The following is a 22448-nucleotide window of genomic DNA, read 5'->3' as shown; positions in this document are numbered from 1 at the left end:
CTGAGGGCCGGCCCCCGCGGGGCCGGCCCTCACACATGGCCACTCGGATCCGGCCGCTCACACGCGGCCGCTCACACCGGCTGCAACTCGGACAGCTGCTCCAGATCGGCCACGACCCGCGAGGGCACCGGCATCCGCTCCATGTCCTGCCGCAGCTCCCCGGCAGCCTTGGCGTAGCCGGGCTCGGACAGCAGCGTGGTCAGGGACTCCCGCAGCACCTCGGGGTCGTCCTGGCGGGCCGCGTCGTCGAGCGTGATGCCCGCGCCCACCGTCGCCAGCCGGTCGCCGGTGGCGAACATGCAGGCCAGTTGCGGCAGTACGAGCTGCGGCAGGCCGAAGGCGGAGGCGGTGAGCGCGGTCCCCGCCCCGCCGTGGTGGATCACTGCCGCACAGCTGCCGAGGAACAGATGGAGCGGGGTGGGGTCGATGATCCGTACGTTGTCCGGGACCGGGCCGAGCTCCTCGCGGTACTCCTGCTCGACGGTCGCGACCGCCTCGACGTCCGGCAGCCCGTCGAAGGCTCGCAGCACCTGCCGCAGATGCGGGACGCCGTTGAGGACGAGGGTGCGCAGTCCCATGGAGATGCCCACCCGCCGGGGCCGGGAGCCCGCCTCGGCGATGCTCTCGTCGCGCAGCCAGTCCGGCATGACACCGCTGCCGTTGGCGGGTACGTACCGGATCGGGGTGCCCTGCTGCGCCGTCGGGAGCTGGAGCGCGGGCGGGCAGGGGTCGAGCAGCACGGTGGGGTCGGGCAGCCCGTCCAGGCCGAGGCGTTCGCACACGCCCTGGAGGGCGAGGCGCGCCGCCGGGCGTGCGGGGCGGGTGTACGGATCGACGCCCCAGCGGTAGTGCGCCACCGGCACGCCAAGCACCCCGCCGAGGATCGGCGCGGTGTACTCCAGCAGATCGGAGACGATCAGGTCCGGGCGGTAGGCGCGGGCGAAGTCGAGATAGTCCGGCAGCAGGTACTTGGTGTGCACCATCCACATCCGGGCCGCTCCGGCCACCTGCTCCGACGCTGGGCGGCCGAGCGATTCGACGAGCCGTTTGCCCTCCGGGAGGCCGCCGAGCAGCAGGTCGTCGACGTGGAACCAGTCGCCGATGCTCACGGCGCTCAGCCCCGCCGAACGGGCCGGACCCATCACATCCGGCTGCCCGGCCACCAGCACCTCGTGTCCCGCACTGCGCAGCGCCCAGGCCAGTGGCACCAGGGGCGCGAAGTGGGAGGACACGGGGGTGGACATCATCAGGACGCGCATCTGCTCTCCTCAGGTGGACGGTTGCGGGGCGTCGGCGGTGGCGGGGGATACGGGGACGGGGGCCGGCCGGGGGTCGGCGGCGCTCAGCCGTACGTCCGGCATGAGGAGCGCGAGCACCAGACCGGCCAGCATCACCCCGGCGGCGCACCGGAACACCGTGTCGGTGGCCAGTACGTAGGAGTGCACCGAGTGTGCCGTCCCCGCCCCCGTCCCCGGGTGTCCGGAGTAGCGGTGGTCCAGGACCGCGCCGAGCACCGCGGCGCCGCACGCCTTGCCCAGCATCAGAAAGAACCGGGTGCCGGTGGTGATGACACCGAGGCTGCCGGGCGGCGCGGCCGCCTGAGCGGTCTGCAGGACGACCTGTACGACCCCGCCGAGCCCGATGCCGAGCAGCACCAGCAGCAGTCCGAGCGTCAGGCCCGAGGTGTGCGTGTCGACCGTGCCGAACAGGGCCAGGGCGAGCGCCGCGACGGCGGTGTTCGCGATGAGCAGCGGCTTGTAGCGCCCGAGCCGGGTGATCACCAGCCCGGACACGCCCATGACGACCATCACCCCCGCCGCCACCGGGGCCAGCCGCAGCCCCGCGTCGCCCGCCGGCACACCGCGGGCGATCTGCAGATACGCGACGATGAACAGCGGGGAGGCCAGCACCGCGAAGCCGCCGATGAACTGGAGTGGCGCGGCGATCCGGAACACCGGGTCGCGGAAGAGCGACATCGGCAGGATCGGCTCCGCCACCCGCGTCTCCCACCAGCAGAACACCACGAGCAGGGCGGTGCTCCCCGCGCCCAGCGCGAGAATCGGCGCGGAGGACCAGGCGTAGTGCGAGCCGCCCCACTCGGCCACCAGCAGCAGCCCGGTGGCGCCCGCCGTGACCAGCGCCGCCCCCGTCACATCCACGCGGTGGCCGGTGGCGCGGTGCGGCAGCCGCAGAGTGGCCAGGGTGATGGCGACGGAGACGGCGCCCAGCGGCAGATTGACGTAGAAGATCCAGCGCCAGGACAGATGCTCGGTCAGAAAGCCCCCGAGCAGCGGACCCGCGAGGATGCCGAGGGCCACCAGTCCGCCGCCCATGCCCATGCCACCGCCGCCACTGCCCTGCCGGGGCGGGTAGACGGTGGCGAGGATGATCAGCGTCAGGCTCATCAGCCCACCGCCGCCCAGACCCTGCAGCGCGCGGTAGGCGATCAACTCCCCCATATGGGTGGCGGTTCCACACAGCGCGGAGCCGAGGAGGAAGACGAGGACGGAGAAGAGGTAGACCCGCCGGGGGCCGAGGGTGTCGCTGAGCTTCCCGTACAGCGGCTGGGACGCGGTCGCGGCCAGCGCGTAGGCGGTGATCAGCCAGGGGATGGCGCCGACGCCGCCGGCCGGATCCAGGTCCTGGGCGATCGGCCAGGCGGCGGTGGCCACGATGTTCTCGTCGAGCAGCGAGAGCAGCATGGTCAGCAGGGCACCCAGCGAGAAGAGCTGGATCTGCCCCTCGGACATGGCGGGCCGGTCGGACCCGGTGCTCATGACGCGGCGGCCAGGGCCGGGGCAGAGACTTTGTCGGTGGCCGCCGAGACGAGCTGTTCGAGATCGGCGGCAACAGCCGCGGGCGAGGGCATGCTCCGTACCTCGTCCGCCAGTTCGGCGGCGGCCCGGCGGTGTCCCCCGTCCGTGAGCAGGTCGGACACCGCGGCGCGCACCCGCTCCGGATCGTCCTGCGCCGCCGCGGTGTCCAGGCTGATCCCGGCGCCGGCGTCGGCCAGCGCGTCGCCGACGGTGAACTGGTCCAGGAGCTGGGGCAGTACGAGCTGGGGCAGCCCGGCCGCGGTCGCCGTCAGCGCGCTGCCGCAGCCGCCGTGGTGGATGACCGCGTCACAGGTGTGGAGGAACAGATTCAGCGGGGTCGGGTCGACGATCCGTACGGCCGGGGGCACCGCGCCCACCTGGTCCCGGAAGCGGGGGTCGACCGTCACCACGGCCTCGACGGCCTCGTCTCCCTCGTCTCCCAGCCCGTCGAACGCCTCCAGCACATGGCGCAGCAGCGGCAGCCCGTTCGTCACCAGGGTCTGCCGGCCCAGGGTGACACAGACGCGGCGTTGGGCCCGCGGTTCGGTGACCCAAGTGGGCCTGATGCCGACGCCGTTGAAGGGCACGAACCGGATCGGGGTGCCGCGCGCGGCGTCCGGGTCCTGGAGCGAGGGCGGGCACGGGTCGAGGACGGCGTGCGGCTCGGGCAGGCCGTCCATGCCGAGCCGGCGGCACAGCCCGTCCAGGAAGATGGCGGCGATCGGCCGGGCCGGGCCGGTCAGCGGGTCGACGCCCCAGCGGTGGTGTACGGCGGGTACGCCCAGGGCGCCGCCGATCATCAGCGAGGTGTAGTCGAACTGCTCGCCCACGACCAGGTCCGGCCGCCACTCGCGGGCCACGTCCAGATAGCCGCGGACCATGTAACGGGCGTGGGTGGCGTACACCTTGGCGGCGCCCGACAGGACCTCCTTGTTGTTCCGGCCCAGGGCCTGCAGCGGCCGGATGCCCGGTGGCAGATACGGCAGCACCGAGTCGTTGCCGTAGTACGGGGCGCCGACGCTCACGCTGGTCAGCCCGGCCGAGTGGGCCGTCTTCTGGATGTCGGGCTGCCCCATCACCAGCACCTCGTGGCCCGCGGCCCGCAGCGCCCAGGCGAGCGGGATCATCGGGGCGAGATGGGACGGCGAGGGCGTGGTCGTCATCAGGACGCGCATGTGGGCTCCCCCTCGGAGGTGACCGCGTCGTCCGTGCGCTGCGCGGCGAGCACGCGCCACAGCGCGGCCGGGGTGGCGAAGGTCTCCCCGCTCAGCGTGGCGTCGGGGAAGTCCACACCGTAGGCCTCCTCCAGGCGGACCAGGAGCTCGACGGTGGCCATCGAGTCGAGCCCGGCCGTCTTCAGGTCGAGGGCGGGGTCGAGTGGCGCGTGCCGGGAGTGCTGGGGAAGGACACCGAGGACCAGGTCCTCGAAGCGCTGCTCCCAGGGGCCGGACGAGCCGGGCGGGCCGGAACGATCCGAGTGCATGGCGGTGACCTCTTCCTTTTCTGTTACTTACGGGGCGCCTGGAGCAGCTGCCGCAGCCGCTGCTTGTCCGTCTTGCCGTTCGGGGTGAGCGGGAGCGAGGGGAGGACCCGGCAGTCGGCCGGAACCTTTGAGCCCTCCAGCCGTTCGCCGAGCGAGCCGAGCACGCGCTCCGGCGTCAGCTCGGTGACGGCGAAGAGCGTGAGGTCCGCGTCCGGGCCGGGCGGGAGTACGGCGGCCGCGGTGACCCCGTCGATGTCCAGCGCCGCCGCCTCGATCTCCAGCGCCCCGGTCAGTACGCCGCGCCGCTTGAACAGGTCGTCGCGGCGCCCGTGGAAGTAGAGATGGCCGTCCTCGTCGAGGTGGCCGAAGTCGCCGGTGTGCAGGGTGGTTTCGCCGGTCAGCGGATCCGTACGGAACCGGGCCGCGGTGAGCTCCGGCGCCCGCCAGTAGCCCCGCATGACATGCGGGCCGCGGACCGCGATCTGCCCGGTGTGCCCGGCGGGCAGCGGCTGCCCCGCGTCGTCCAGGATGGCCACGTGGGTGCCCGGCAGGGCGGTGCCGACGGAGTCCGGTTTACCGAGGTCGCCGTCGGGTTCGAGCACGGTGATCCGTTTGCACTCGGTGATGCCGAACATCGGGGCCACCGCCGCGCCCGGGAACGTCCGCCGCAGCCCCGCGATCAGCGGGGAGGTGAGCGCCGCGCCGGTGTTGGTGAACAGCCGGACGGGCGGGGCCGCGGCGGAGCGCTCCCGGCCGGCCAGCCGGAGCAGCATCTCGGCGAGCGAGGGCACCACGGGGACGACGGTGACGCCGTGTTCGCGCACCGTGGCCAGCAGCCCGATGTGGTGGTCCGGTTCGGTCAGGACGACCTCGGCGCCCGCGAGAGCGGCCAGGAAGATCTGGTAGAGGCCGTAGTCGAAGGAGAGCGGGAGGGCGGTGAGGACGACGTCGTCCGGGCGGTAGCGGAGCCGGGAGGCGATGGCGCGGGCCGCGAAGCAGATGGCGGTGTGCGGGCACATCACGGCCTTGGGCGCGGCGGTGGAGCCGGAGGTGTAGATGAGCAGCGCCAGGTCGTCGGGGGACACCGGCGCCGCCTCGCGGCCGGTGGCACTGGCCGCTTCGTCGGGTGGCGGCCGTAGCGCTTCCATTTCTCGCCACACCGCGTCCAGGTCATGGACGGGGCGGCCGGTCACCTTCCGCAGCCCGGGCAGCGTCGCGGGGTCGTCGGCGCGGGCGATGACGAGCGCGGGGTCGCAGTCGTTCGCCACCGTGGTCAGATGGAACGGCCGCATCGCCGGGTTGACCGGGACGAACACGGCTCCGTGGCGCACCGTACCGAACAGCATGGCGGCGAACTCCCGCCGGTTGCCGACCCGGACCAGCACCCGCTCACCGCGCCGTACGCCCCGCTCGTCCAGCCACGCCGCGAACGCCGTCGCCTGTTCGGCGAGTTGGCGGTACGTCCACGCGCCCGTACGGTCCCGGACCGCCCGGGCGTTCGGCCGGGTGGCCGCCGCGGTCTCCAGCAGCGCGTGAACGGTGCCGGAGGTGGCCCGGGGCGGGCTGGGGGTGGCGGTCATGTCCACTGCGGGACCTCGGTGATCTCCAGCAGGGCGGTGGTGCAGGTGAACCCGGAACCGCCGCCGAACAGCAGTACCCGATCACCGGGCCCGACCGCCTCCGTCTCCACCAGATGGGCCAGGCCGGCGGCCAGGTCCCCGCCGCCGATATGGCCCGTGGTGCGCCCGTACTCCCAGGTGGTCTGGTGCTCCTCCACACCGAGCAGATGGTGCAGCTGGTACTCGCCCTTGCGCCGCCCCGTCGCCGGGATCACCACCTTGGCCAGGGCGGAGGAGGGCATACGGGCCGCGGCCAGCGCCTTGACCTTCGCCTGGAGCATCACCCGGGCGTGCCGCAGCGCGGCCTCGTCCTCGTCGTGTTCGGCCTTGTACTGGCGGGACCTGCGGGTCAGGTCGAGCGGGACGTGGGCGGCGGGGGACACCGGGTGGAACGGCTCGTCGCCGCGCGCCATCGGCTCCAGCGAGTTGTCGGCGACGGTCGCCGTGGACAGCAGCCGGGCGAAACCGCCCCGGCGGGAGAGGACCATCGCGGTGGCGCCGTCCCCGTACACATGGTCCTCGTGCAGGGACCACCGGTTGACCCCGCCGTCCCAGCGGTCCGCGGTGGTGAGCATCACCGCGGAGCCACGCGCCCCGGCGGCCAGGTGGGTCGCGGCGAGCTCGATGCCACCGACCCCGATGTTGCAGCGCTGCTGCACATCCAGCGCGGGGACGGTGCGCCCCACGGTGCGCTGGGCGATGTACGAGCCGACCGGCCAGACGTCAAGACCCTGGAACCACAGGCTGCCGTGGAGCAGCAGCCCGAACTCCTTGGGGGCGATACCGGAGCGCTTGAGCGCCGTCTCGGCGGCGTGCACGGCCATGTCCGGCGGGGCGATCCCGTCGGGGGCGACGAGCACCGACCGGTAGCCGAAGACCTCGCACCGCTCCGGGGTCAGCTCCCCCGACCGTACGGCGGCCTCGACGGCCACCGGCTCCGGAAGCCAGGTGCCGACCGCGGCGATGTGGATGTTCTCCCAGCGCATGGACTCTCTCTCCTCCGACGCCCGACGCCCGACGCCGCACTCGATGTGCTCGATGTGCTCGATGTGCAGGACCCGGCAGATGGTCGGCAATGCGGCTCAAGCCGGGCTGGAGGTCCGGTACATGGCGGACCCGCGGCGGGGGTTCACCGGTCTTCGCCGGGGGTTCACCGGTCTTCGAGGGGTCCTCGACCGGGCGCTCACATGCTCGCGCTGTCCGCTAAGGAGGACTTACATGAAGGCTCTCGTGCTGTCCGGCGGGTCGGGGACCCGCCTGCGCCCGTTCAGCTATTCAATGCCCAAGCAGCTCATCCCCATCGCCAACAAGCCGGTCCTCGAACACGTCCTGACGGCGATCCGCGACCTCGGCGTCACCGACGTCGGCATCGTCGTCGGCAATCAGCTCCGGGCGATCTCGGCGGCGCTGGGCGACGGTTCCGACCTCGGCGTGCGGATCACCTACATCCCGCAGGACGAGCCGCTGGGTCTCGCCCACTGTGTCGCCATCGCCCGCGACTTCCTGGGCGACGACGACTTCGTGATGTACCTCGGCGACAACATGCTCCCGGACGGGGTGGCGGACATCGCGGCCGAGTTCCGCGCCAGGCGGCCGGCGGCGCAGGTGGTGGTGCACAAGGTCCCCGATCCGCAGGCGTTCGGGGTGGCGGAAGTGGCGGTGGACGGCTCGGTGCTGCGGCTGGTCGAGAAGCCCGCCCGGCCACGTTCGGATCTGGCCCTGGTCGGCGTGTATTTCTTCAGCCCCGCCATCCACGAGGCCGTCGCCGCGATCGCGCCGAGCGCCCGTGGCGAGCTGGAGATCACCGACGCCGTCCAGTGGCTGGTGGCCCGGGGCGAGACGGTACGGGCGAGCGAGTACTCCGGCTACTGGAAGGACACCGGCCAGGTCGAGGACGTCCTGGACTGCAACCGCGAGCTGCTGCGCACCCTCACCCGCTCGGTGGCGGCGGACGTGGACGAGGCCAGCGAGATCACCGGCCCGGTGGTGGTCGAGTCCGGCGCCCGGGTGGTGCGGTCCCGGATCGAGGGACCGGCGATCATCGGCGCGGGCACGCTGGTGGAGGACAGTCACGTGGGGCCGCACACCTCGGTCGGCAGCGACTGTGTGCTGCGGGACACCCGGCTTGACGACTCGATCGTGCTGGACGGCGCGTCCCTGGTGCGGGTGCGCGGGCTGTACGGCTCGGTCATCGGCCGCTCGGCGGCCATCGCCACCGTCCCGGCCCCGGAGCCGGCCCCCGCCGAGAGCGCCGCGGGCACCCCCGCCACCAGCCGCCACCGGCTCGTCGTCGGCGATCACACCCGTATCGAGGTGGCCGCGTGAGGATCCTGGTCACCGGCGGCGCCGGCTTCATCGGCTCCACCTACGTCCGCACCCTGCTCGCCGACGGCTACCCCGGCTGCGCGGGCGCCCGGGTCACCGTCCTGGACAAGCTGACCTACGCCGGACACCGGGACAGCCTCCCGGCCGCCGATCCGCGCCTGACCTTCGTACGCGGCGACATCTGCGACGCCGCGCTGCTGCACGAGGTGCTGCCGGGCCACGACGCGGTGGTGCACTTCGCCGCCGAGTCGCATGTCGACCGCTCCATCGAGGCCGCCGCAGACTTCGTGACCACCAACGCCTGCGGCACCCAGATCCTGCTCGACGCCTGTCTGCGCGCCCGTATCCCCCGGGTGGTGCATGTGTCCACCGACGAGGTCTACGGCTCCATCGAGCACGGCTCGTGGACCGAGGAGTGGCCGCTCGCGCCCAACACCCCGTACGCGGCGTCCAAGGCGGCCTCCGACCTGATCGCCCGCGCCTGCTGGCGCACCCACGGCCTCGATGTGTCGATCACCAGGTGTTCCAACAACTACGGCCCGTACCAGCACCCCGAAAAGCTCATACCGCTGTTCGTCACCAACCTCCTGGAGGGCAAGCAGGTCCCGCTCTACGGCGACGGCTCCAACATGCGCGAGTGGCTGCACGCCGACGACCACTGCCGCGCCATCCACCTCGTGCTCAACCGGGGCCGGGCGGGCGAGATCTACAACGTGGGCGGGGGCAACGAGTACACCAACGCCGCCCTGACCCGGCGGCTGCTGGAGCTGTGCGGCGCCGATGAGCGCATGGTGCGCCATGTCCCGGACCGCAAGGGGCACGATCTGCGCTACTCCCTGGACGAGACGAAGATCCGCGAAGAGCTGGGCTATGCCCCGCGCGTGCCGTTCGACACCGGCCTGGCCGCCACCGTCGCCTGGTACCGCGACAACCCGGGCTGGTGGAAGCAGGTGACGCGCGGATGAGTCCGACGCGGCAGCACCACCCGGGGGACGCCCCGCAGCCGCAGGAAGCCCGGCGGGAAGACTCGCGGGACCACGTCGCCACCCAGGCGCTCGTGGTCGGCGCCGGGCCCGTGGGGCTCGCCATGGCGCATGAACTGGCCCGGCACGGGGTGCGGGTACGGCTGGTCGACGGTGCCGCGGGCCCGGCCACCACCAGCCGCGCCCTGGCCACCCATGCGCGCACCCTCGAGACCTACGACCAGCTGGGCGTGGCCGACGAACTGATCGCCCGCGGACAGCGGGTGGAGCACTTCACCCTGCACCAGAACGGCCGCCGCCTCATCCGACTGGACACCGACTACAGCCGGCTGCCCACCCGTTTCCCCTTCACCCTCATGGTCGACCAGGTGATCACTGAGGAGGTGCTGCGCCGCGCCGCGGCCCGGCACGGGATCGAGGTGGAGTGGGGCGTGCGGCTGGACGGGTTCGAGGACCTGGGCACCGCCGTACGCGCCCGGCTGTGCCACCCGGACGGCCGCGTGGAGGAGGCGCGCGCCGGGTGGCTGGTCGGCTGCGACGGCGGGCACAGCACGGTACGGAAGAAACTCGGGCTGCCGCTGCTCGGCGACTCCAGCGAGACCTGGCTGATCGCGGACGCCGAGGTGGACTGCGATCTGCCGCGCGACAGCATCCACTGGATGCGCACCCCGGCCGGGACCGTGATGATGGTGCCCTTCCCGGAGCCCGGCAAGTGGCGGCTGCTGGACACCACGGACGTCGAATACGACGGCGGCGAGGCGCAGGACGCGGCGGTGGCGCGGCGGTTCGCCGCCAAGATCCGGGCGGGCACCGGCCGCGCCGCGCGGGTTTCCACCCCCACCTGGGTGTCGGTGTTCTCCATCCAGCAGCGCATGGTGCCGCGGATGGGCGCGGGGCGGGTGTTCGTCGCGGGCGACGCCGCCCATGTGCACAGCCCGGCCTCCGGGCAGGGCATGAACACCGGTGTCCAGGACGCGGTCAACCTCGCCTGGAAGCTCGCCGCCGTCATCCGCGGCGAGGCGGGCCCGCGGCTGCTGGAGTCCTACGGCGCGGAGCGGGTGCCGGTCGGTGAACGGCTGCTGCACTCCACGCGGTTCGCCACCGCCCTGGTGCAGCTGAAGAGCCGTACCGCCGCCTCGCTGCTGCGCGCGGCGTTCGGTGTGGTCCGCGCGCTGCCACCGCTCAAGGCCCGGATCCAGCGCCGGATCATGGGCGGGATGACCGCGCTCGACCTGGTGTACGGGTCCGGGCCCGCGGTCCTGGGGGAGACGGCGGGCACCCGGGTGGCCACGGTCGGGCCGCGGCGGGCGGCGCGGAGCCCCGGATGGCGGGAGCTGATCGCCGAACTGTCCCGGCCCGGCTGGACGCTGCTCGCCTTCGCCACCCCGGACCAGTACCCGTCGCTGTGCGCGCTCGCCGAGGCGTACGGGGGCTGTCTGAGCGTCCGTACGGTCGTGACGGCCGTGACGGATGGGCCCGAAGGCGCCGTCGAGGGCGCGCCGGGCCCGTTGGCCGACCCGGGCGCGCGGCTGCGAGCCGATCTGCGCGCGGCGCCCGGCGGCTGGCTGCTGATCCGGCCGGACGGCTACGCGGCGGCCCGCGGCACGGCCTCGGACCGCCCGCGCGACGCGCTCGGTGCGCTGGGGCTGCGGCCGGTGCTGCACCTGGTGGCGCCGCCGGCCGGGCAGTCCGGGCAGGCCGGGCAGGCCGCGCAGCGGCCCGAGGCGCGGGGAGGCGAGCGCTGATGCGTGTTCTCTTCGTGGTGTCCAACTGGCCAGGACACTGGTTCTCCATGGTGCCGCTGGGCTGGGCGCTCCAGGCGGCCGGACACGACGTACGGGTGGTGTGCGCGCCCAGCCAGGCGGAGCCCGTCGGGCGGGCCGGGCTGACCCCGCTCGCCGTACTCGACGCGCCGGACCTGGCGTTCATGGCCCGGCTGCTCAACTACTCCGCCGCACAGGGCGGGCGCTGGCCCTACCGGGAGCTTCCGCCGCACCCGGTCACCGGCCACCCGGTCGCCTCACTGGAGGAGTTCGAACCGGGCGCCTGGCTGCGCGACCACCACGAGCAGCTGATCGACATGGCACACCGCTCCACCGACGCGGCGGTGGCCTTCGGCCGCTGGTGGCGGCCCCAGCTGGTGGTGCACGACCTGCTGAGCCTCGAAGGACCGCTGGTCGGACGGGTGCTGGGGGTGCCCGCGCTGCTCCATCTGTGGGGCCCGGTGGGGCCCGACGACCGGGTGCGCGGGGTGCCCCTGGTGCCGTTGGACACCAGCCGCGCCTTTCAGCGCTACGAGGTCGGGGCGCTGCGGCGGGAGACCTACGAGTACGCGATCGACCCCTGCCCGGCCGGCGCCGCCCCGCCGCTGACCGCCCACCGCATCCCCGTACGCCATGTGCCCTACAACGGGCCCGGGGCCATGCCGCCATGGCTGCAGGCGCTGCCCGAGTCGGGCGCGTCGTTCGGGCGGCCGCGGGTCTGCGTGGTGTGGGGCACCTCGGTGAGCGTCACGTTCGGGCCCGGCTCCTTCGCCGTGCCGAAGGTGGTGAAGGCGCTGGCCGAGCTGGACGTCGAGGTGCTGCTCACCGTCACCGGCGCCGACCGGGAGCGGATCGGCACCCTGCCGCCCGGGGTGCGGCTGCTGGAGCACACCCCGCTCCATCTGCTGCTGCCCTCCTGCGATCTGGTGGTCCACCACGCCGGCGGGGGCTGCGCCATGACCGGTCTTGCCGCCGGTGTGCCGCATCTGATGCTGCCGTGCGGCCTCGACCAGGAGACGATCGCCGACCGGATCGTGGCGGCGGGCGCGGGGATCGCCTTGCCCAACGCCACCGCGGACGTCCCGGCCATCCGCGCGGCCGCCCGGGCCCTGCTGGGCGACCCGGCGTACCGGGCCACGGCCCTCCGGCTCCAGGAGGAGATGGCGGCGGGCCCCCACCCCTCGGCGCTGGTGTCCCGGTTGGAAGAGCTGGCCGCGGACGCGCTGCTGGTACGCGGCTGATTGCACGCGCAGCCGCGCCCCGCCCCTCACCTACCGCACGCCCCTCACCCCCGCACCGACTCTCAACCTCAGGACGTGGCATGGAGATTGTGGGAAACGGGTTTCTCGCCCGGAGCCTTGAGCCGATCGCCCATCAGCACCCGGACACCGTGGTCCTCGCGGCCGGTGTGTCCTGGGCGAGCGGCACCTCGGACGCGGACTTCGCGCGGGAGGCGGCGCTGCTGCGGGAGGTGGCGCGGGGGTGCCGGGCCACCGGGCGGCGGTTGCTGTTCTTCTCCACCGCCGCCACCGGGATGTACGGCGCGGTGGACGGCCCGGGCCGGGAGGACAGCGCCATCGTCCCCTGCACCCCGTACGGCGAGCACAAGCTGGGCCTGGAGCGGCAGCTGCACGCCTCCGGGGCCGACTGGCTGGTGCTGCGCCTCGGCCATCTGGTCGGCCCCGGGCAGCCGCCGCATCAGCTGCTGCCCGCGCTGGTGCGGCAGATGCGGGAGGGCCTGGTCCGTATCCACAAGGGGGCGGCGCGGGATCTGATCGACGTGGTGGACGTGGTCCGCGTCATCGACCTGCTGCTGGCCCAGGATCTGCGGGGCGAGACGGTCAATGTGGCCTCCGGGGAGGCGGTTCCGGTGGAGCGGATCGTCGACCATCTGGAGGGACGGCTGGGCCTGGTGGCCGACCGGGAGTACCGGGAGGCCGGGGCCCAGCACGTCATCTGCACCGAGAAGTTGCGGGCCCTGGTCCCCCAGACGGCCCGCATGGGCTTCGGCCCCGGCTACTACCGGCGTGTTCTCGACGCCTTCGCGAAGACGTGCGCGGTGGGCTCGGCGGCGCCGGCGGCGCGCAGCTGCCGTTCGTAGTGTTTGCGGCAGGCGTCGTAGGTGGCCAGTAGTCCCTGGTCTGTGGCCTCGGCCAGGGACGGGGCGCGGGCGTCCTTCTCCGAGATCAGGGGCTCGTCGGTGAGCCCGAGATGCCACGGCAGCCCGAGCGCGGGGTCCAGCGGCTGGAGGTCGATCTGGGTGCCGGGGACGTACTGCGTGGAGCACAGATAGCTGATGCAGGTGTCGTCGGTGAGCGCCACGAAGCCGTGGCCCAACCCCTCGGCCACGTACATCGCGGTGCCCTGCTCGGCGTCGAGCATGTTGGTGTCGTACGCGCCGAAGGTGGGTGAGCCGAGCCGCAGGTCCACCACCACGTCGAGCAGCGCCCCGCGCACACACGTCACGAACTTGGCCTGCCCGGGCGGCAGCCGCACACCGTGCACACCGCGCAGCGTGTTGCGGGCCGACACCGAGTAGTTGACCTGTAGGGGGACGAACACATGGCCTGTCTGCCGGGCCAGCTGCCCGTACGCGTACGACTCGAAGAAGCTGCCCCGCGCATCGGTGTGGTGACGCGGCACGATGCGGTAGGCGTCCGGTACGGCGGTCTCATGGATCTCCATGGTCCCCCGACGGTAGGCGGTGCGGGTCGAGGGGGACTCGAGTCGTGGCGAGCACGATGGCGGCGCTGTCAGATGATGTCGACTGCCGTGAGGAGACGCCGATGGTGTCGCAGGCTGCCGGGGTGTCGGTCGCTGCCGGGGTGTCGGTCGTCGTACTCGGGGGCACCGGCTCGCTCGGGCGCCACATCAGCGAGGTGTTCGAGGCCGAGGGCGCGCGGGTGCTCACCGTCTCCCGCGCCACGGCCGACCGGCTCTCGGCCGGCCGGGGCGGGAGCCACATCTGCCTGGACCTGACCGGCACCTCGCCCGCGCGCCTCGCCGGTGTGCTGGCCGGGGCGGGGGCGGACATCGTCGTCAACGCCGCGGGCCTGGCCTGGGGCGGCTGTGAAGAGGAGCTGGGGGCGGCCAACGCGGGGCTGGTGCGCGGTCTTGTGGAGGCCGTCTCCGGCCTTGCGCACCGGCCGCGGCTGGTCCAGCTGGGCACGGTCCACGAGTACGGCCCGGTGGCGCCGGGCACGGCGATCACCGAGGGGCTGCCCCCCGCGCCGGTGTCCGCGTACGGGCGTACGAAGCTGCTCGGAGCGGAGGCGATGCTGCGCGCGGCGCGCAGTGGCGCGGTGGACGGGACGGTGCTGCGGATCGCCAACGTCTACGGTCCCGGCGCGCCCCGCACCAGCCTGCTGGGCACGGTCGCCCACCACCTGGCCGAGACGGCGCGCGGCCGGTCGGCGGAGGGCGTGCTGCGGCTGGCGCCGCTGACCGCGCGGCGGGACTTCGTGGACATCAGGGACGTCGGACAGGCCGTACTGGCCGCGGCGGTCGCGCCGAGGGTGGCGCGGACCGGCGCGTGGATCGTCAACGTCGGCTCGGGGCGGGCGAGGCCGGTGCGTGAGCTGGTCGACCGGATGATCGAGCTCAGCGGCGTCGAGGCGCCGGTGGTTCCGGGGCCGGCCGGGAGCGGCGCCGACTGGCAGCTGCTGGACATCTCCGCGGCGCGCCGACTGCTGGGCTGGCGGCCGAGGTACCGCGCCGACCGCTCGCTGCGGGACCAGCTGACCGCCGCGGGGCTGCCGCCCGACCGGGTGTCGAGAGCGGTTCGAGCCGGGGGCGGAAGTGTCCGGTCCGTACGGAACGGATGACGGATGACGGCACAGCGGTGTCCGGCGGTGAGCGGTTATGGATGGGAAGGACATGGCGATGAGCGACCACAGGGCGCTTGTTCTCGATGAGGTCCGCAAGTACCACCAGGAGCGGGAGCAGCGGGAGCCCCGCCGGGCGTTCGTCCCCGGAGTCACCGAGATCTGGCCGTCCGGCGCGGTGCTGGACGAGGACGACCGGGTGTCGCTGGTGGAGGCCGCCCTGGAGATGCGGATCGCCGCGGGGCGCAGCTCGCGCAAGTTCGAGTCCGCGTTCGCCCGCAAACTGGGGCTGCGCAAGGCGCATCTGACGAACTCGGGCTCCTCGGCGAATCTGCTGGCCGTCGCCGCGCTGACCTCACCGCAGCTGGAGGACCGGCGGCTGCGGCCGGGCGACGAGGTGATCACCGTCGCGGCCGGCTTCCCCACCACCGTCAATCCGATCCTGCAGAACGGACTGGTGCCGGTCTTCGTCGATGTCGACCTCGGCACGTACAACACCACGGCCGACCGCGTCGCTGCCGCCATCGGCCCGCGCACCCGCGCCATCGCGGTCGCCCATGCGCTGGGCAATCCGTTCCCCGCGACCGAGCTGGCCGAACTCGCCGAGCAGCACGAGCTGTTCCTCATCGAGGACAACTGCGATGCGGTGGGCTCCCGCTACGACGGCCGGCTCACCGGCACCTTCGGCGATCTGACCACCGTGAGCTTCTATCCCGCGCACCACATCACGATGGGGGAGGGCGGCTGTGTGCTGACCTCGAACCTGGCGCTGGCGCGGATCGTGGAGTCGCTGCGGGACTGGGGCCGGGACTGCTGGTGCGAGCCGGGCGAGTCCAACAAGTGCCTCAAGCGCTTCGACTACCAGATGGGGACGCTGCCCGCGGGCTACGACCACAAGTACATCTTCTCCCACGTCGGTTACAACCTGAAGGCCACCGATCTCCAGGCCGCGCTGGGGCTGACCCAGCTGGCCAAGCTCGACGACTTCGGCGCGGCGCGGCGCCGCAACTGGCGGCGGCTGCGCGAGGGCCTGGAAGGTGTGCCGCATCTGCTGCTGCCCGAGGCCACCCCGCGCTCCGACCCCAGCTGGTTCGGGTTCGTCGTCACGGTGGCGCCTGACGCCCCGTTCGGCCGCGCCGAGCTGGTGGACTTCCTGGAGTCCCGGCGGATCGGCACCCGCCTGCTGTTCGCGGGCAACCTCACCCGCCACCCGGCGTACATCGGGCTGCCGCACCGGGTGTCCGGCGACCTCCGCAACAGCGATCTGATCACCGAGCGGACCTTCTGGGTCGGCGTCTATCCCGGGCTGACCGAGGAGATGCTGGACTATGTCGCGGCGTCCATCCGCGAGTTCGTGGCGACCCGCGGGGCGCGGGGCGCGGGGCAGGCGCTGCGGACTCAACCGGCGCCCGGACACCGGGCGGCCACGGCGTGATGGACCTCGGCCTGGAGGGACGTACGGTCCTGGTCACCGGCGCCACCGGCGGCATCGGGCGGGCCACGGCGCGCGCCTTCGCCGCGCAGGGCGCGCGGGTGGCGGTGGCCTATCGCCATCAGCGCGAGGCGGCCGAGGCGTTCGCCGCCGAGCTGTGCGGGGCGGCAGGCCAGGGGCAGGCGTTCGCCGTGCCGTACGCGCTGGACGACCCCGCCTCGCCGCGCTGGGTGGTGGCCGCGGTGGAGCGGCGCTGGGGGAGCCTGGACGTACTGGTGGCGAACGCATGGCGGTGGGGGGTGCGGCGCGGACCGCGCGAGCGGTTCGAGGACGTACCGGAAGAGGAGTGGCTGCCGATCGTCTCCGACAACCTGGCCCCCGCCATCCGTACGGTCCAGTGCGCCGTCGCCGGGATGCGCGAGCGCGGCTGGGGCCGGATCGCCCTGGTCTCCTCGCACAACGCGCTGGACGGCGCCCGCGGCCAGGAGTTCTACGGCGCGGCGAAGGCCGGTCTGCACGGTCTGGCCCGGAGCCTGATGTGGGACCTGGGCGGCGACGGGGTGCTGGTCAACGTCGTATGCCCGGGGCTGACCTCGACCGAGCGGGTGCTCGCCGGCCTGCCGGGCGCGGTCCGGGAGCGGGAGCTCGCCGCCACCCCCACCGGGCGGCTGAGCACACCCGAGGACATCGCCCGGACGCTGTTGTTCCTGTGCTCGGCGGCCAACGGCAACATCACCGGCGAGGTGTTGACGGTGTCCGGCGGGCGGTGAGCGAACCGCTTTATGGGCCATCGCGCTCTCGACCTTCCGGAGGAGTCCCGTGCGCGTTCTGTTCACCACCTGGTCCTCGGGCGGGCATCTCGCCCCGATGGTGCCGCTCGCGCGGGCGTTCCTGGCGGCCGGCCACCAGGTGCGGGTCGCGGTGCCGTCCGGCTGCGCGGCTGCCGTCGCCCACGCCGGTCTGGTCCCCGTCCCGGTCGGCCCGATGCCCAAGGCGTCCGGGGCCGCGGGCGCGGTGCCCCGCCGGATCGGAAACTGGCCCGCGGACTGGCCGGTGCGGCCCGCCGGGCTCGGCGCGGAGGAGCGCGGCATGCTGCGCGCGCTCGGCGAGAAACAGGTGCGGATCGCCGAGGCGATGGCGCAGGGCCTGGTGGCCTTCGCCCGCTGCTGGCAGCCCGGCCTGGTGGTGCACGACGCGAGCGCGTACGCGGGCACGGTGGCCGCGGCGGTGCTGGGGGTGCCCGCGGTAGGCCAGATGTGGGGGAGCGCGGCCGTACTCCGGCTGGACCGGCAGGATCTGCACGGCCCGCCGCTGCCCGGCTACGCCCGTCTGATGCGGCGTTACGGCGTGGACCCGGCGTACGAGCCCGGCCTGTGGCTTGACCCGTGCCCGCCCAGCCTGGCCCTGCCCTCGTCGGCGCGGCGGATGGCGGTGCGCTTTGTGCCGGACGGGCAGGACGGAGCGCCTGAGCAGGGCAAGGCCGCGTATCGGGTCTGTGTCGCCTGGGACGACCCCGGCGGTCCGCCGAAGCCCGTACGCGCCGCCCTCCGGCACGCCGAGACACGCGGCGCGGAGGTGGTGTCGTGGCCAGGCCCGGGAGGCGCGGCCGGGCCGCCGTACCGGCTCCCGGCGGGCTGTCGGGCGGTGCTCCACCAGGGCGGCGGTACGGCCGTGGTGGCCGCCGCCGCGGCGGGGGTGCCGCAGCTGATCGTCGCGCCGCGCCCGGAGCAGCAGCTCAACGGGGCGCGGCTGGCCCTCGTGGGCGCCGGGCGGCTGGTGCCGGCGGACGCGTCGCCCGCCCGCCTCTTCGCCGAGCTGTCGGCGCTGCTGGAGCAGCCCTCGTACGCCGCCGCCGCGCGCGAACTGCGCGCCGAGGTGCTGTCGATGCCGGGTCCTGACGAGGCGGTGACCAGGCTCGTAAGCCCGGCACAAGCGTCACCTGCACCATAGGCACACGACACCAGGCCACATCCAGGCCACACCGGCACCGCCGATCCGAACCCATGTATCTCCAGCCCGAGGAGCAGCCCCGTGTCGACCACCAGCCTGCCGACCCGCCCCGTACTGCGGCCCCGGGAGGACCCCGGGCTGCCCGCCCGGCTGGCCCGGTCGGCCGCCGCGAACCAGGGGGTCCATCTGCGCACCGAGGACTTCGGCGGCTGGCTCGCCGACCGAGGGCGCGCGCATGACTTCAGCGTGGACCGCATCGCGTTCGCCGATCTCGACGGCTGGTCGTTCGAGCCCGGCACCGGCAATCTGGTGCACCGCAGCGGGCGCTTCTTCACCGTGGAGGGGCTGTCCGCCGCCACCGACGAGGGCCCGCACCGCGGCTGGCACCAGCCGATCATCGTCCAGCCCGAGGTGGGCATTCTCGGCATCCTGGCCAAGGAGTTCGACGGGGTGCTGCACTTCCTCATGCAGGCCAAGATGGAGCCGGGCAACCCCAATCTGCTCCAGGTCTCGCCCACCGTGCAGGCGACCCGCTCCAACTACACCAAGGTCCACAAGGGACTGGACGTGAAGTACCTGGACTACTTCGTCACCCCCGGGCGCGGCCAGGTCCTGGCCGACGCCCTGCAGTCCGAACACGGCTCGTGGTTCTACCGCAAGAGCAACCGCAACATGATCGTCGAGGCGCTGGACGACGTCCCGCTGTACGACGACTTCTGCTGGCTGACCCTGGGGCAGATCAATGAACTGCTCCACCAGGACCTGGTCATCAACATGGACGCGCGCACGGTGCTGTCCTGTATGCCGGAGTACGGACAGCAGCTCGGGACCGAGCACGGGCCGAGCGCCGGGGAGCGCGCGCTGCACACCGACGCCGAGCTGCGGTCCTGGTTCACTGGCGAGCGCTCCCGGCGCGAATTGCGGGTCGAGCGCGTCCCGCTGGCCTCCGTCCCTGGCTGGGTGCGCGGTGAGCGGTCCGTCGACCATGAGGAGGGCCGGTACTTCAAGGTGGTGGCGGTGTCGGTGCGGGCCGCAAGCCGTGAGGTGAGCAAGTGGACCCAGCCGCTGTTCGAGCCGGTGGGGGCCGGGGTCACGGCGTTCGTGGCGCGGCGGATCGGCGGGGTGCTGCATGTGCTCGCGCACGCACGTGTCGAGGGCGGCTTCCTCGACACGGTCGAGCTCGGCCCCACCGTCCAGTGCACCCCCGGGAACTGGGACCACCTCCCGTCTGCGGACCGGCCGCCGTTCCTCGACCTGGTCCTCGAGGCCGGCGACCCCGGCGGCGGCCGGGTGCGGTACGAGGCGGTGCACTCGGAGGAGGGCGGGCGGTTCCTGAACGCGGACAGCCGCACCCTGGTCGTGGAGTGTGACGACGCCCCGCTCGACCCGCCGCCGGGATACCGCTGGGCCACCCCGGCCCAGCTGCGCTCGCTGGTCCGGCACGGCCACTACGTCAACGTCCAAGCGCGTACGCTGCTGGCCTGCTTGGGAGCGATGGGAGGGGACGGCCGATGAGTGACGCGCCGATGAGTGACGCCAGGCTGCGCGTCGGGGTACTGGGCTGTGCCGGTTTCGCGCGCCGCCGGATGCTGCCGGCCATGGTGGCCGCGCCGGGCGCCGAGGTCGTGGCGGTGGCCAGCCGGGACGCGGCCAAGGCCGTGGAGACGGCGCGGACGTACGGCTGCCGCCCGGTCACCGGGTACGCGGAGCTGCTGGCGCTGGAGGAGGTGGAGGCGGTGTACGTACCGCTGCCCGCCGCCCTGCACGCGCCGTGGGTGGAGGCGGCGCTGCGCGCGGGCAAGCATGTGCTGGCCGAGAAGCCGCTCACCACCGACCTGGCGCGCACCGCCGAGCTGCTGGCCCTGGCCCGTGAGCTGGACCTGGTGCTGATGGAGAACGTGATGTTCGTCCACCACGGCCAGCACGAGGCCGTGCGCAAGGCGCTCGCCGAGGGCGCGATCGGCGAACTGCGCGCGATGCACGCGGCGTTCGCCATCCCCCGGCTCCAGGACACGGACATCCGCTACGACGCCGGCCTGGGCGGTGGCGCGCTGTGGGACGTCGGCGTCTATCCGGTGCGCGCGGCACTGCACTTCCTGGGCCCCGGGCTGCGGGTCGCGGGCGCGGTGCTCACCCAGGGCGAGGGACGGCGGGTCGACACCTCAGGGGCCGCCGTGCTGCACACCCCCGAGGGGGTCACCGCCCAGCTGACCTTCGGACTCGACCACCCCTATGTGGCGAGCTACGAGCTGTGGGGCACCGAGGGACGGCTGACCGTGGAGCGCGCCTACACCCCGCCCGCCGACTTCGAGCCCCAGGTCCGGCTGCGGCGCGCGGACGGCGACCAGGAGCTGCCGGTGTCCCCCGACGACCAGGTGGCGAACACCCTGGCCGCCTTCGTACGCACCGTCCGGGACGGGCGAGATCTCGGCGAGCGGGAGGCCGCCACGCTCCGCCAGGCGGAACTGCTCGACGAGATCCGGGAGGCGGCGAGGCCGGCGGCCTCAGACCTGGGCGTCCGCCGCGAGGACGGTGAACGCTGACCAGGCTTCGCGAGACACCACCAGCGAGCCTATCTGCGTGTCTTTGGAGTCCCGGACGCGGACCACGTCGGGGCGGATAGCGACCTCGACGCAGTTGTCGCCGCCGCCGCCGCTGTAGCTGCTCTTGAACCAGTCGAGTTCAGTGGTGCTCATAGCGCTCCTCGCATCTGCTCCAGCAGGCTCGTAGTGGCCTGAGGGCTCAGAGCCTGTGAGCGCATCTTGCCATAGCGCTGAAGCATGGCACTGGCAGCTTTCGGGTCAGTGATCAGGATGCTGCTCTCGTGCCCTTCGATGTAGCCGACCCACCGGTTGTCGGCTGTTTCGGCGAGGTACATCGGCCCTTCGAAGCCGAAGTGGTCCTCCTGCCGTAGCGGCATAACCTGAATCTCCACATTCCGGTGGCCTCCCTGCTCAAGCAGGTGGTCGAGAAGTGTCCTTGTGACCTCAGTACCACCGAACCGCCGGTCCAATAGCGCCTGTTCGATCAGGAAACAGAAGGACGTGTTCGGTCGTTCCGTGAACAGTTGTTGCCTGGCCAAGCGGGCAGCCACCTGCCGCTCGACCTGCTCCTCGGAGAGATGAGGGATGCGCCGCTCGAAGATCTCGCGAATGTACGGCTCCGGCTGCAACAGTCCAGGCACGACGCGGCACTCATACGCATACAGCGACACCGCCTCCTCCTCGATCCCCGCCCACTGCTGGAACCACGACGCCAGCCCCGCCTTGCGCGTCAGGCTGCGGGCCGCAGCCGCCAGGACGCGGGCGGCCGTCGCGCCCAGGACCTCCTCCGAGCGATCGATGAGGTCCCTCGGCGGGAACCGCCTCCCCTGCTCGATCTTGGCGATGTAGGGCGCTGAGTACCGCACCTGTGGTGCGAACTCTTCCTGCGTCAGCCTCGCCTCCTCCCGCAACGCCTTCAAAACCGCGCCAAAGGTCTTGAGACTGTCCGACATCTCAGGTTCGCCGGTGTTGTTGCCGCTGTTGTCCGCTGCCATCGCCGCGTCGCCTCCTGTGCACCCCCGCGCCGTTCCGATCAACTCCTCATACTCACAGAAAGTCACCGACCCAGTCCATGGCGTGAACTGATACAGGCTGATCTGGGTGGGTGTCATGCCTGTATGGCGAGGCCCCATCGCCACAACGATTCCGCCATGACAGCTCCCCAGGCCCAAGTGCCTGTCACCGTATGCACCTTTGCCCAGCGCTTCTCCGCCACTCGCCGTGGCGCCCGGCTGGCCCGGCTCCTGGCCGCGCATCAGCTCGCCGCCTGGGGGATCCCCCGGGGCAGTAGCGGCTTCGAGGCCGCTGCCCTGGTCGTCGCAGAGCTGGCCGCCAACGCCGTGGTGCACGGCCTCGTCCCGGGGCGGGACTTCGCGCTGCTGCTCCGGTACGACGACGAGACCGGCGTCGTACGCATCGAGGTGTCGGACACGCACGACAGGCGGCCCGCACGGGTCATGCCCGAGCGGGACGACGAGCACGGCAGGGGCCTGCTTCTGGTCGATGCGTTCGCCGAGCGCTGGGGTGTGCGGGATCGCCAAGGACCGGGGAAGACGGTGTGGGCCGAGGTGACCGCACCACGCCAGCGGGATGAGCCGACGACGCACGGCACCGGTGTGCTCTCACGCCATGCCCGCGGATGCCCTGAGTTGCGGTGAGTATGGGACAGTGACACGCCGTGGTGTCGGCGTGTCACTGTCCCATACTCAC

Annotated in this window: 21 protein-coding genes; 12 read left to right on the top strand and 9 right to left on the bottom strand. The window is 72.9% G+C overall.

Annotation, left to right across the window (positions count from 1 at the left end; all coding sequences use genetic code 11):
* Positions 1–71: 71 nt before the first annotated feature.
* From ACWDSL_RS22495 to ACWDSL_RS22470, 6 genes are read right to left on the bottom strand one after another with little or no spacing between them, the layout of a single operon-like run.
* Entirely contained in the window at positions 72–1259 is a 1188-nt protein-coding gene (locus ACWDSL_RS22495) for a nucleotide disphospho-sugar-binding domain-containing protein (RefSeq protein ID WP_450488020.1), read from the bottom strand.
* A gap of 9 nt (positions 1260–1268) precedes the next feature.
* Positions 1269–2777: an MFS transporter gene (locus ACWDSL_RS22490; RefSeq protein ID WP_450488018.1), complete on the bottom strand. Its 1509-nt coding sequence runs from the start codon at positions 2775–2777 to the stop codon at positions 1269–1271.
* Positions 2774–3991 carry a nucleotide disphospho-sugar-binding domain-containing protein gene (locus ACWDSL_RS22485; RefSeq protein ID WP_450488016.1) on the bottom strand — a complete coding sequence of 406 codons (1218 nt, stop codon included), beginning with the start codon at positions 3989–3991 and terminating at the stop codon, positions 2774–2776. The genes ACWDSL_RS22490 and ACWDSL_RS22485 overlap by 4 nt, the downstream gene beginning before the upstream one ends.
* Positions 3979–4299: a phosphopantetheine-binding protein gene (locus ACWDSL_RS22480; RefSeq protein ID WP_450488011.1), complete on the bottom strand. Its 321-nt coding sequence runs from the start codon at positions 4297–4299 to the stop codon at positions 3979–3981. Before ACWDSL_RS22480 ends, ACWDSL_RS22485 begins: the two co-directional genes overlap by 13 nt.
* A 23-nt stretch (positions 4300–4322) precedes the next feature.
* Positions 4323–5879: a class I adenylate-forming enzyme family protein gene (locus ACWDSL_RS22475; RefSeq protein WP_450488009.1), complete on the bottom strand. Its 1557-nt coding sequence runs from the start codon at positions 5877–5879 to the stop codon at positions 4323–4325.
* Positions 5876–6994, bottom strand: coding sequence for a ketoacyl-ACP synthase III family protein (locus tag ACWDSL_RS22470; RefSeq protein ID WP_450488007.1), 1119 nt, complete (start codon positions 6992–6994; stop codon positions 5876–5878). Before ACWDSL_RS22470 ends, ACWDSL_RS22475 begins: the two co-directional genes overlap by 4 nt.
* 142 nt (positions 6995–7136) lie before the next feature.
* On the opposite strand from ACWDSL_RS22470, the gene ACWDSL_RS22465 reads away from it, so the two are divergent.
* The 5 genes from ACWDSL_RS22465 to ACWDSL_RS22445 all read left to right on the top strand — a co-directional run bounded on the left by ACWDSL_RS22465 (position 7137) and on the right by ACWDSL_RS22445 (position 13090).
* A complete protein-coding gene (locus tag ACWDSL_RS22465) occupies positions 7137–8243 on the top strand; it encodes a glucose-1-phosphate thymidylyltransferase (RefSeq protein WP_450488005.1) in 1107 nt (368 codons plus the stop codon).
* Positions 8240–9208 carry a dTDP-glucose 4,6-dehydratase gene (gene rfbB / locus ACWDSL_RS22460; protein WP_450488004.1) on the top strand — a complete coding sequence of 323 codons (969 nt, stop codon included), beginning with the start codon at positions 8240–8242 and terminating at the stop codon, positions 9206–9208. Before ACWDSL_RS22465 ends, rfbB begins: the two co-directional genes overlap by 4 nt.
* The gene (locus ACWDSL_RS22455) at positions 9205–10971 is read left to right on the top strand and encodes an FAD-dependent monooxygenase (protein WP_450488002.1); all 1767 of its coding nucleotides are present in this window, start codon (positions 9205–9207) and stop codon (positions 10969–10971) included. The genes rfbB and ACWDSL_RS22455 overlap by 4 nt, the downstream gene beginning before the upstream one ends.
* Positions 10971–12230, top strand: coding sequence for a nucleotide disphospho-sugar-binding domain-containing protein (locus ACWDSL_RS22450; RefSeq protein WP_450488000.1), 1260 nt, complete (start codon positions 10971–10973; stop codon positions 12228–12230). The genes ACWDSL_RS22455 and ACWDSL_RS22450 overlap by 1 nt, the downstream gene beginning before the upstream one ends.
* An 80-nt stretch (positions 12231–12310) precedes the next feature.
* Positions 12311–13090 carry an NAD-dependent epimerase/dehydratase family protein gene (locus ACWDSL_RS22445; protein WP_450487998.1) on the top strand — a complete coding sequence of 260 codons (780 nt, stop codon included), beginning with the start codon at positions 12311–12313 and terminating at the stop codon, positions 13088–13090.
* Here ACWDSL_RS22445 and ACWDSL_RS22440 read toward each other — a convergent pair.
* Complete coding sequence (locus tag ACWDSL_RS22440; protein ID WP_450487996.1) at positions 13009–13674, bottom strand: dTDP-4-dehydrorhamnose 3,5-epimerase family protein; 666 nt, start codon at positions 13672–13674, stop codon at positions 13009–13011. The two genes, ACWDSL_RS22445 and ACWDSL_RS22440, sit on opposite strands and share 82 nt — an antisense overlap.
* A 101-nt stretch (positions 13675–13775) precedes the next feature.
* Here ACWDSL_RS22440 and ACWDSL_RS22435 point away from each other — a divergent pair, with 101 nt between their 5' ends.
* From ACWDSL_RS22435 to ACWDSL_RS22410, 6 genes are all read left to right on the top strand, one after another.
* Positions 13776–14813: an NAD-dependent epimerase/dehydratase family protein gene (locus ACWDSL_RS22435; RefSeq protein WP_450487994.1), complete on the top strand. Its 1038-nt coding sequence runs from the start codon at positions 13776–13778 to the stop codon at positions 14811–14813.
* 58 nt (positions 14814–14871) lie between these two features.
* On the top strand, positions 14872–16248 hold the full coding sequence (gene rfbH, locus ACWDSL_RS22430; RefSeq protein ID WP_450487992.1) for a lipopolysaccharide biosynthesis protein RfbH: 1377 nt from the start codon (positions 14872–14874) through the stop codon (positions 16246–16248).
* Positions 16248–17015, top strand: a complete 768-nt coding sequence (locus ACWDSL_RS22425) for an SDR family NAD(P)-dependent oxidoreductase (RefSeq protein WP_089512970.1) — start codon at positions 16248–16250, stop codon at positions 17013–17015. Before rfbH ends, ACWDSL_RS22425 begins: the two co-directional genes overlap by 1 nt.
* A gap of 49 nt (positions 17016–17064) precedes the next feature.
* On the top strand, positions 17065–18195 hold the full coding sequence (locus ACWDSL_RS22420) for a nucleotide disphospho-sugar-binding domain-containing protein (protein ID WP_450487989.1): 1131 nt from the start codon (positions 17065–17067) through the stop codon (positions 18193–18195).
* Between the two features lie 81 nt (positions 18196–18276).
* On the top strand, positions 18277–19710 hold the full coding sequence (locus tag ACWDSL_RS22415) for an NDP-hexose 2,3-dehydratase family protein (RefSeq protein ID WP_450487987.1): 1434 nt from the start codon (positions 18277–18279) through the stop codon (positions 19708–19710).
* Positions 19711–19721: 11 nt separating this feature from the next.
* Positions 19722–20738: a Gfo/Idh/MocA family protein gene (locus ACWDSL_RS22410; RefSeq protein ID WP_450487985.1), complete on the top strand. Its 1017-nt coding sequence runs from the start codon at positions 19722–19724 to the stop codon at positions 20736–20738.
* On the opposite strand, the gene ACWDSL_RS22405 is transcribed toward ACWDSL_RS22410, so the two are convergent.
* Both ACWDSL_RS22405 and ACWDSL_RS22400 read right to left on the bottom strand, forming a co-directional pair.
* Entirely contained in the window at positions 20700–20891 is a 192-nt protein-coding gene (locus ACWDSL_RS22405; protein ID WP_450487983.1) for a DUF397 domain-containing protein, read from the bottom strand. The two genes, ACWDSL_RS22410 and ACWDSL_RS22405, sit on opposite strands and share 39 nt — an antisense overlap.
* Positions 20888–21733 carry a helix-turn-helix domain-containing protein gene (locus ACWDSL_RS22400; protein WP_450488065.1) on the bottom strand — a complete coding sequence of 282 codons (846 nt, stop codon included), beginning with the start codon at positions 21731–21733 and terminating at the stop codon, positions 20888–20890. The genes ACWDSL_RS22405 and ACWDSL_RS22400 overlap by 4 nt, the downstream gene beginning before the upstream one ends.
* Positions 21734–21889: 156 nt before the next feature.
* On the opposite strand from ACWDSL_RS22400, the gene ACWDSL_RS22395 reads away from it, so the two are divergent.
* Positions 21890–22396 carry an ATP-binding protein gene (locus tag ACWDSL_RS22395; RefSeq protein WP_450487981.1) on the top strand — a complete coding sequence of 169 codons (507 nt, stop codon included), beginning with the start codon at positions 21890–21892 and terminating at the stop codon, positions 22394–22396.
* Positions 22397–22448 lie beyond the last annotated feature (52 nt).

The sequence above is a fragment of the Streptomyces sp. NPDC000941 genome (assembly GCF_053599555.1).
This window is presented reverse-complemented; position numbering and strand designations above follow the sequence as displayed.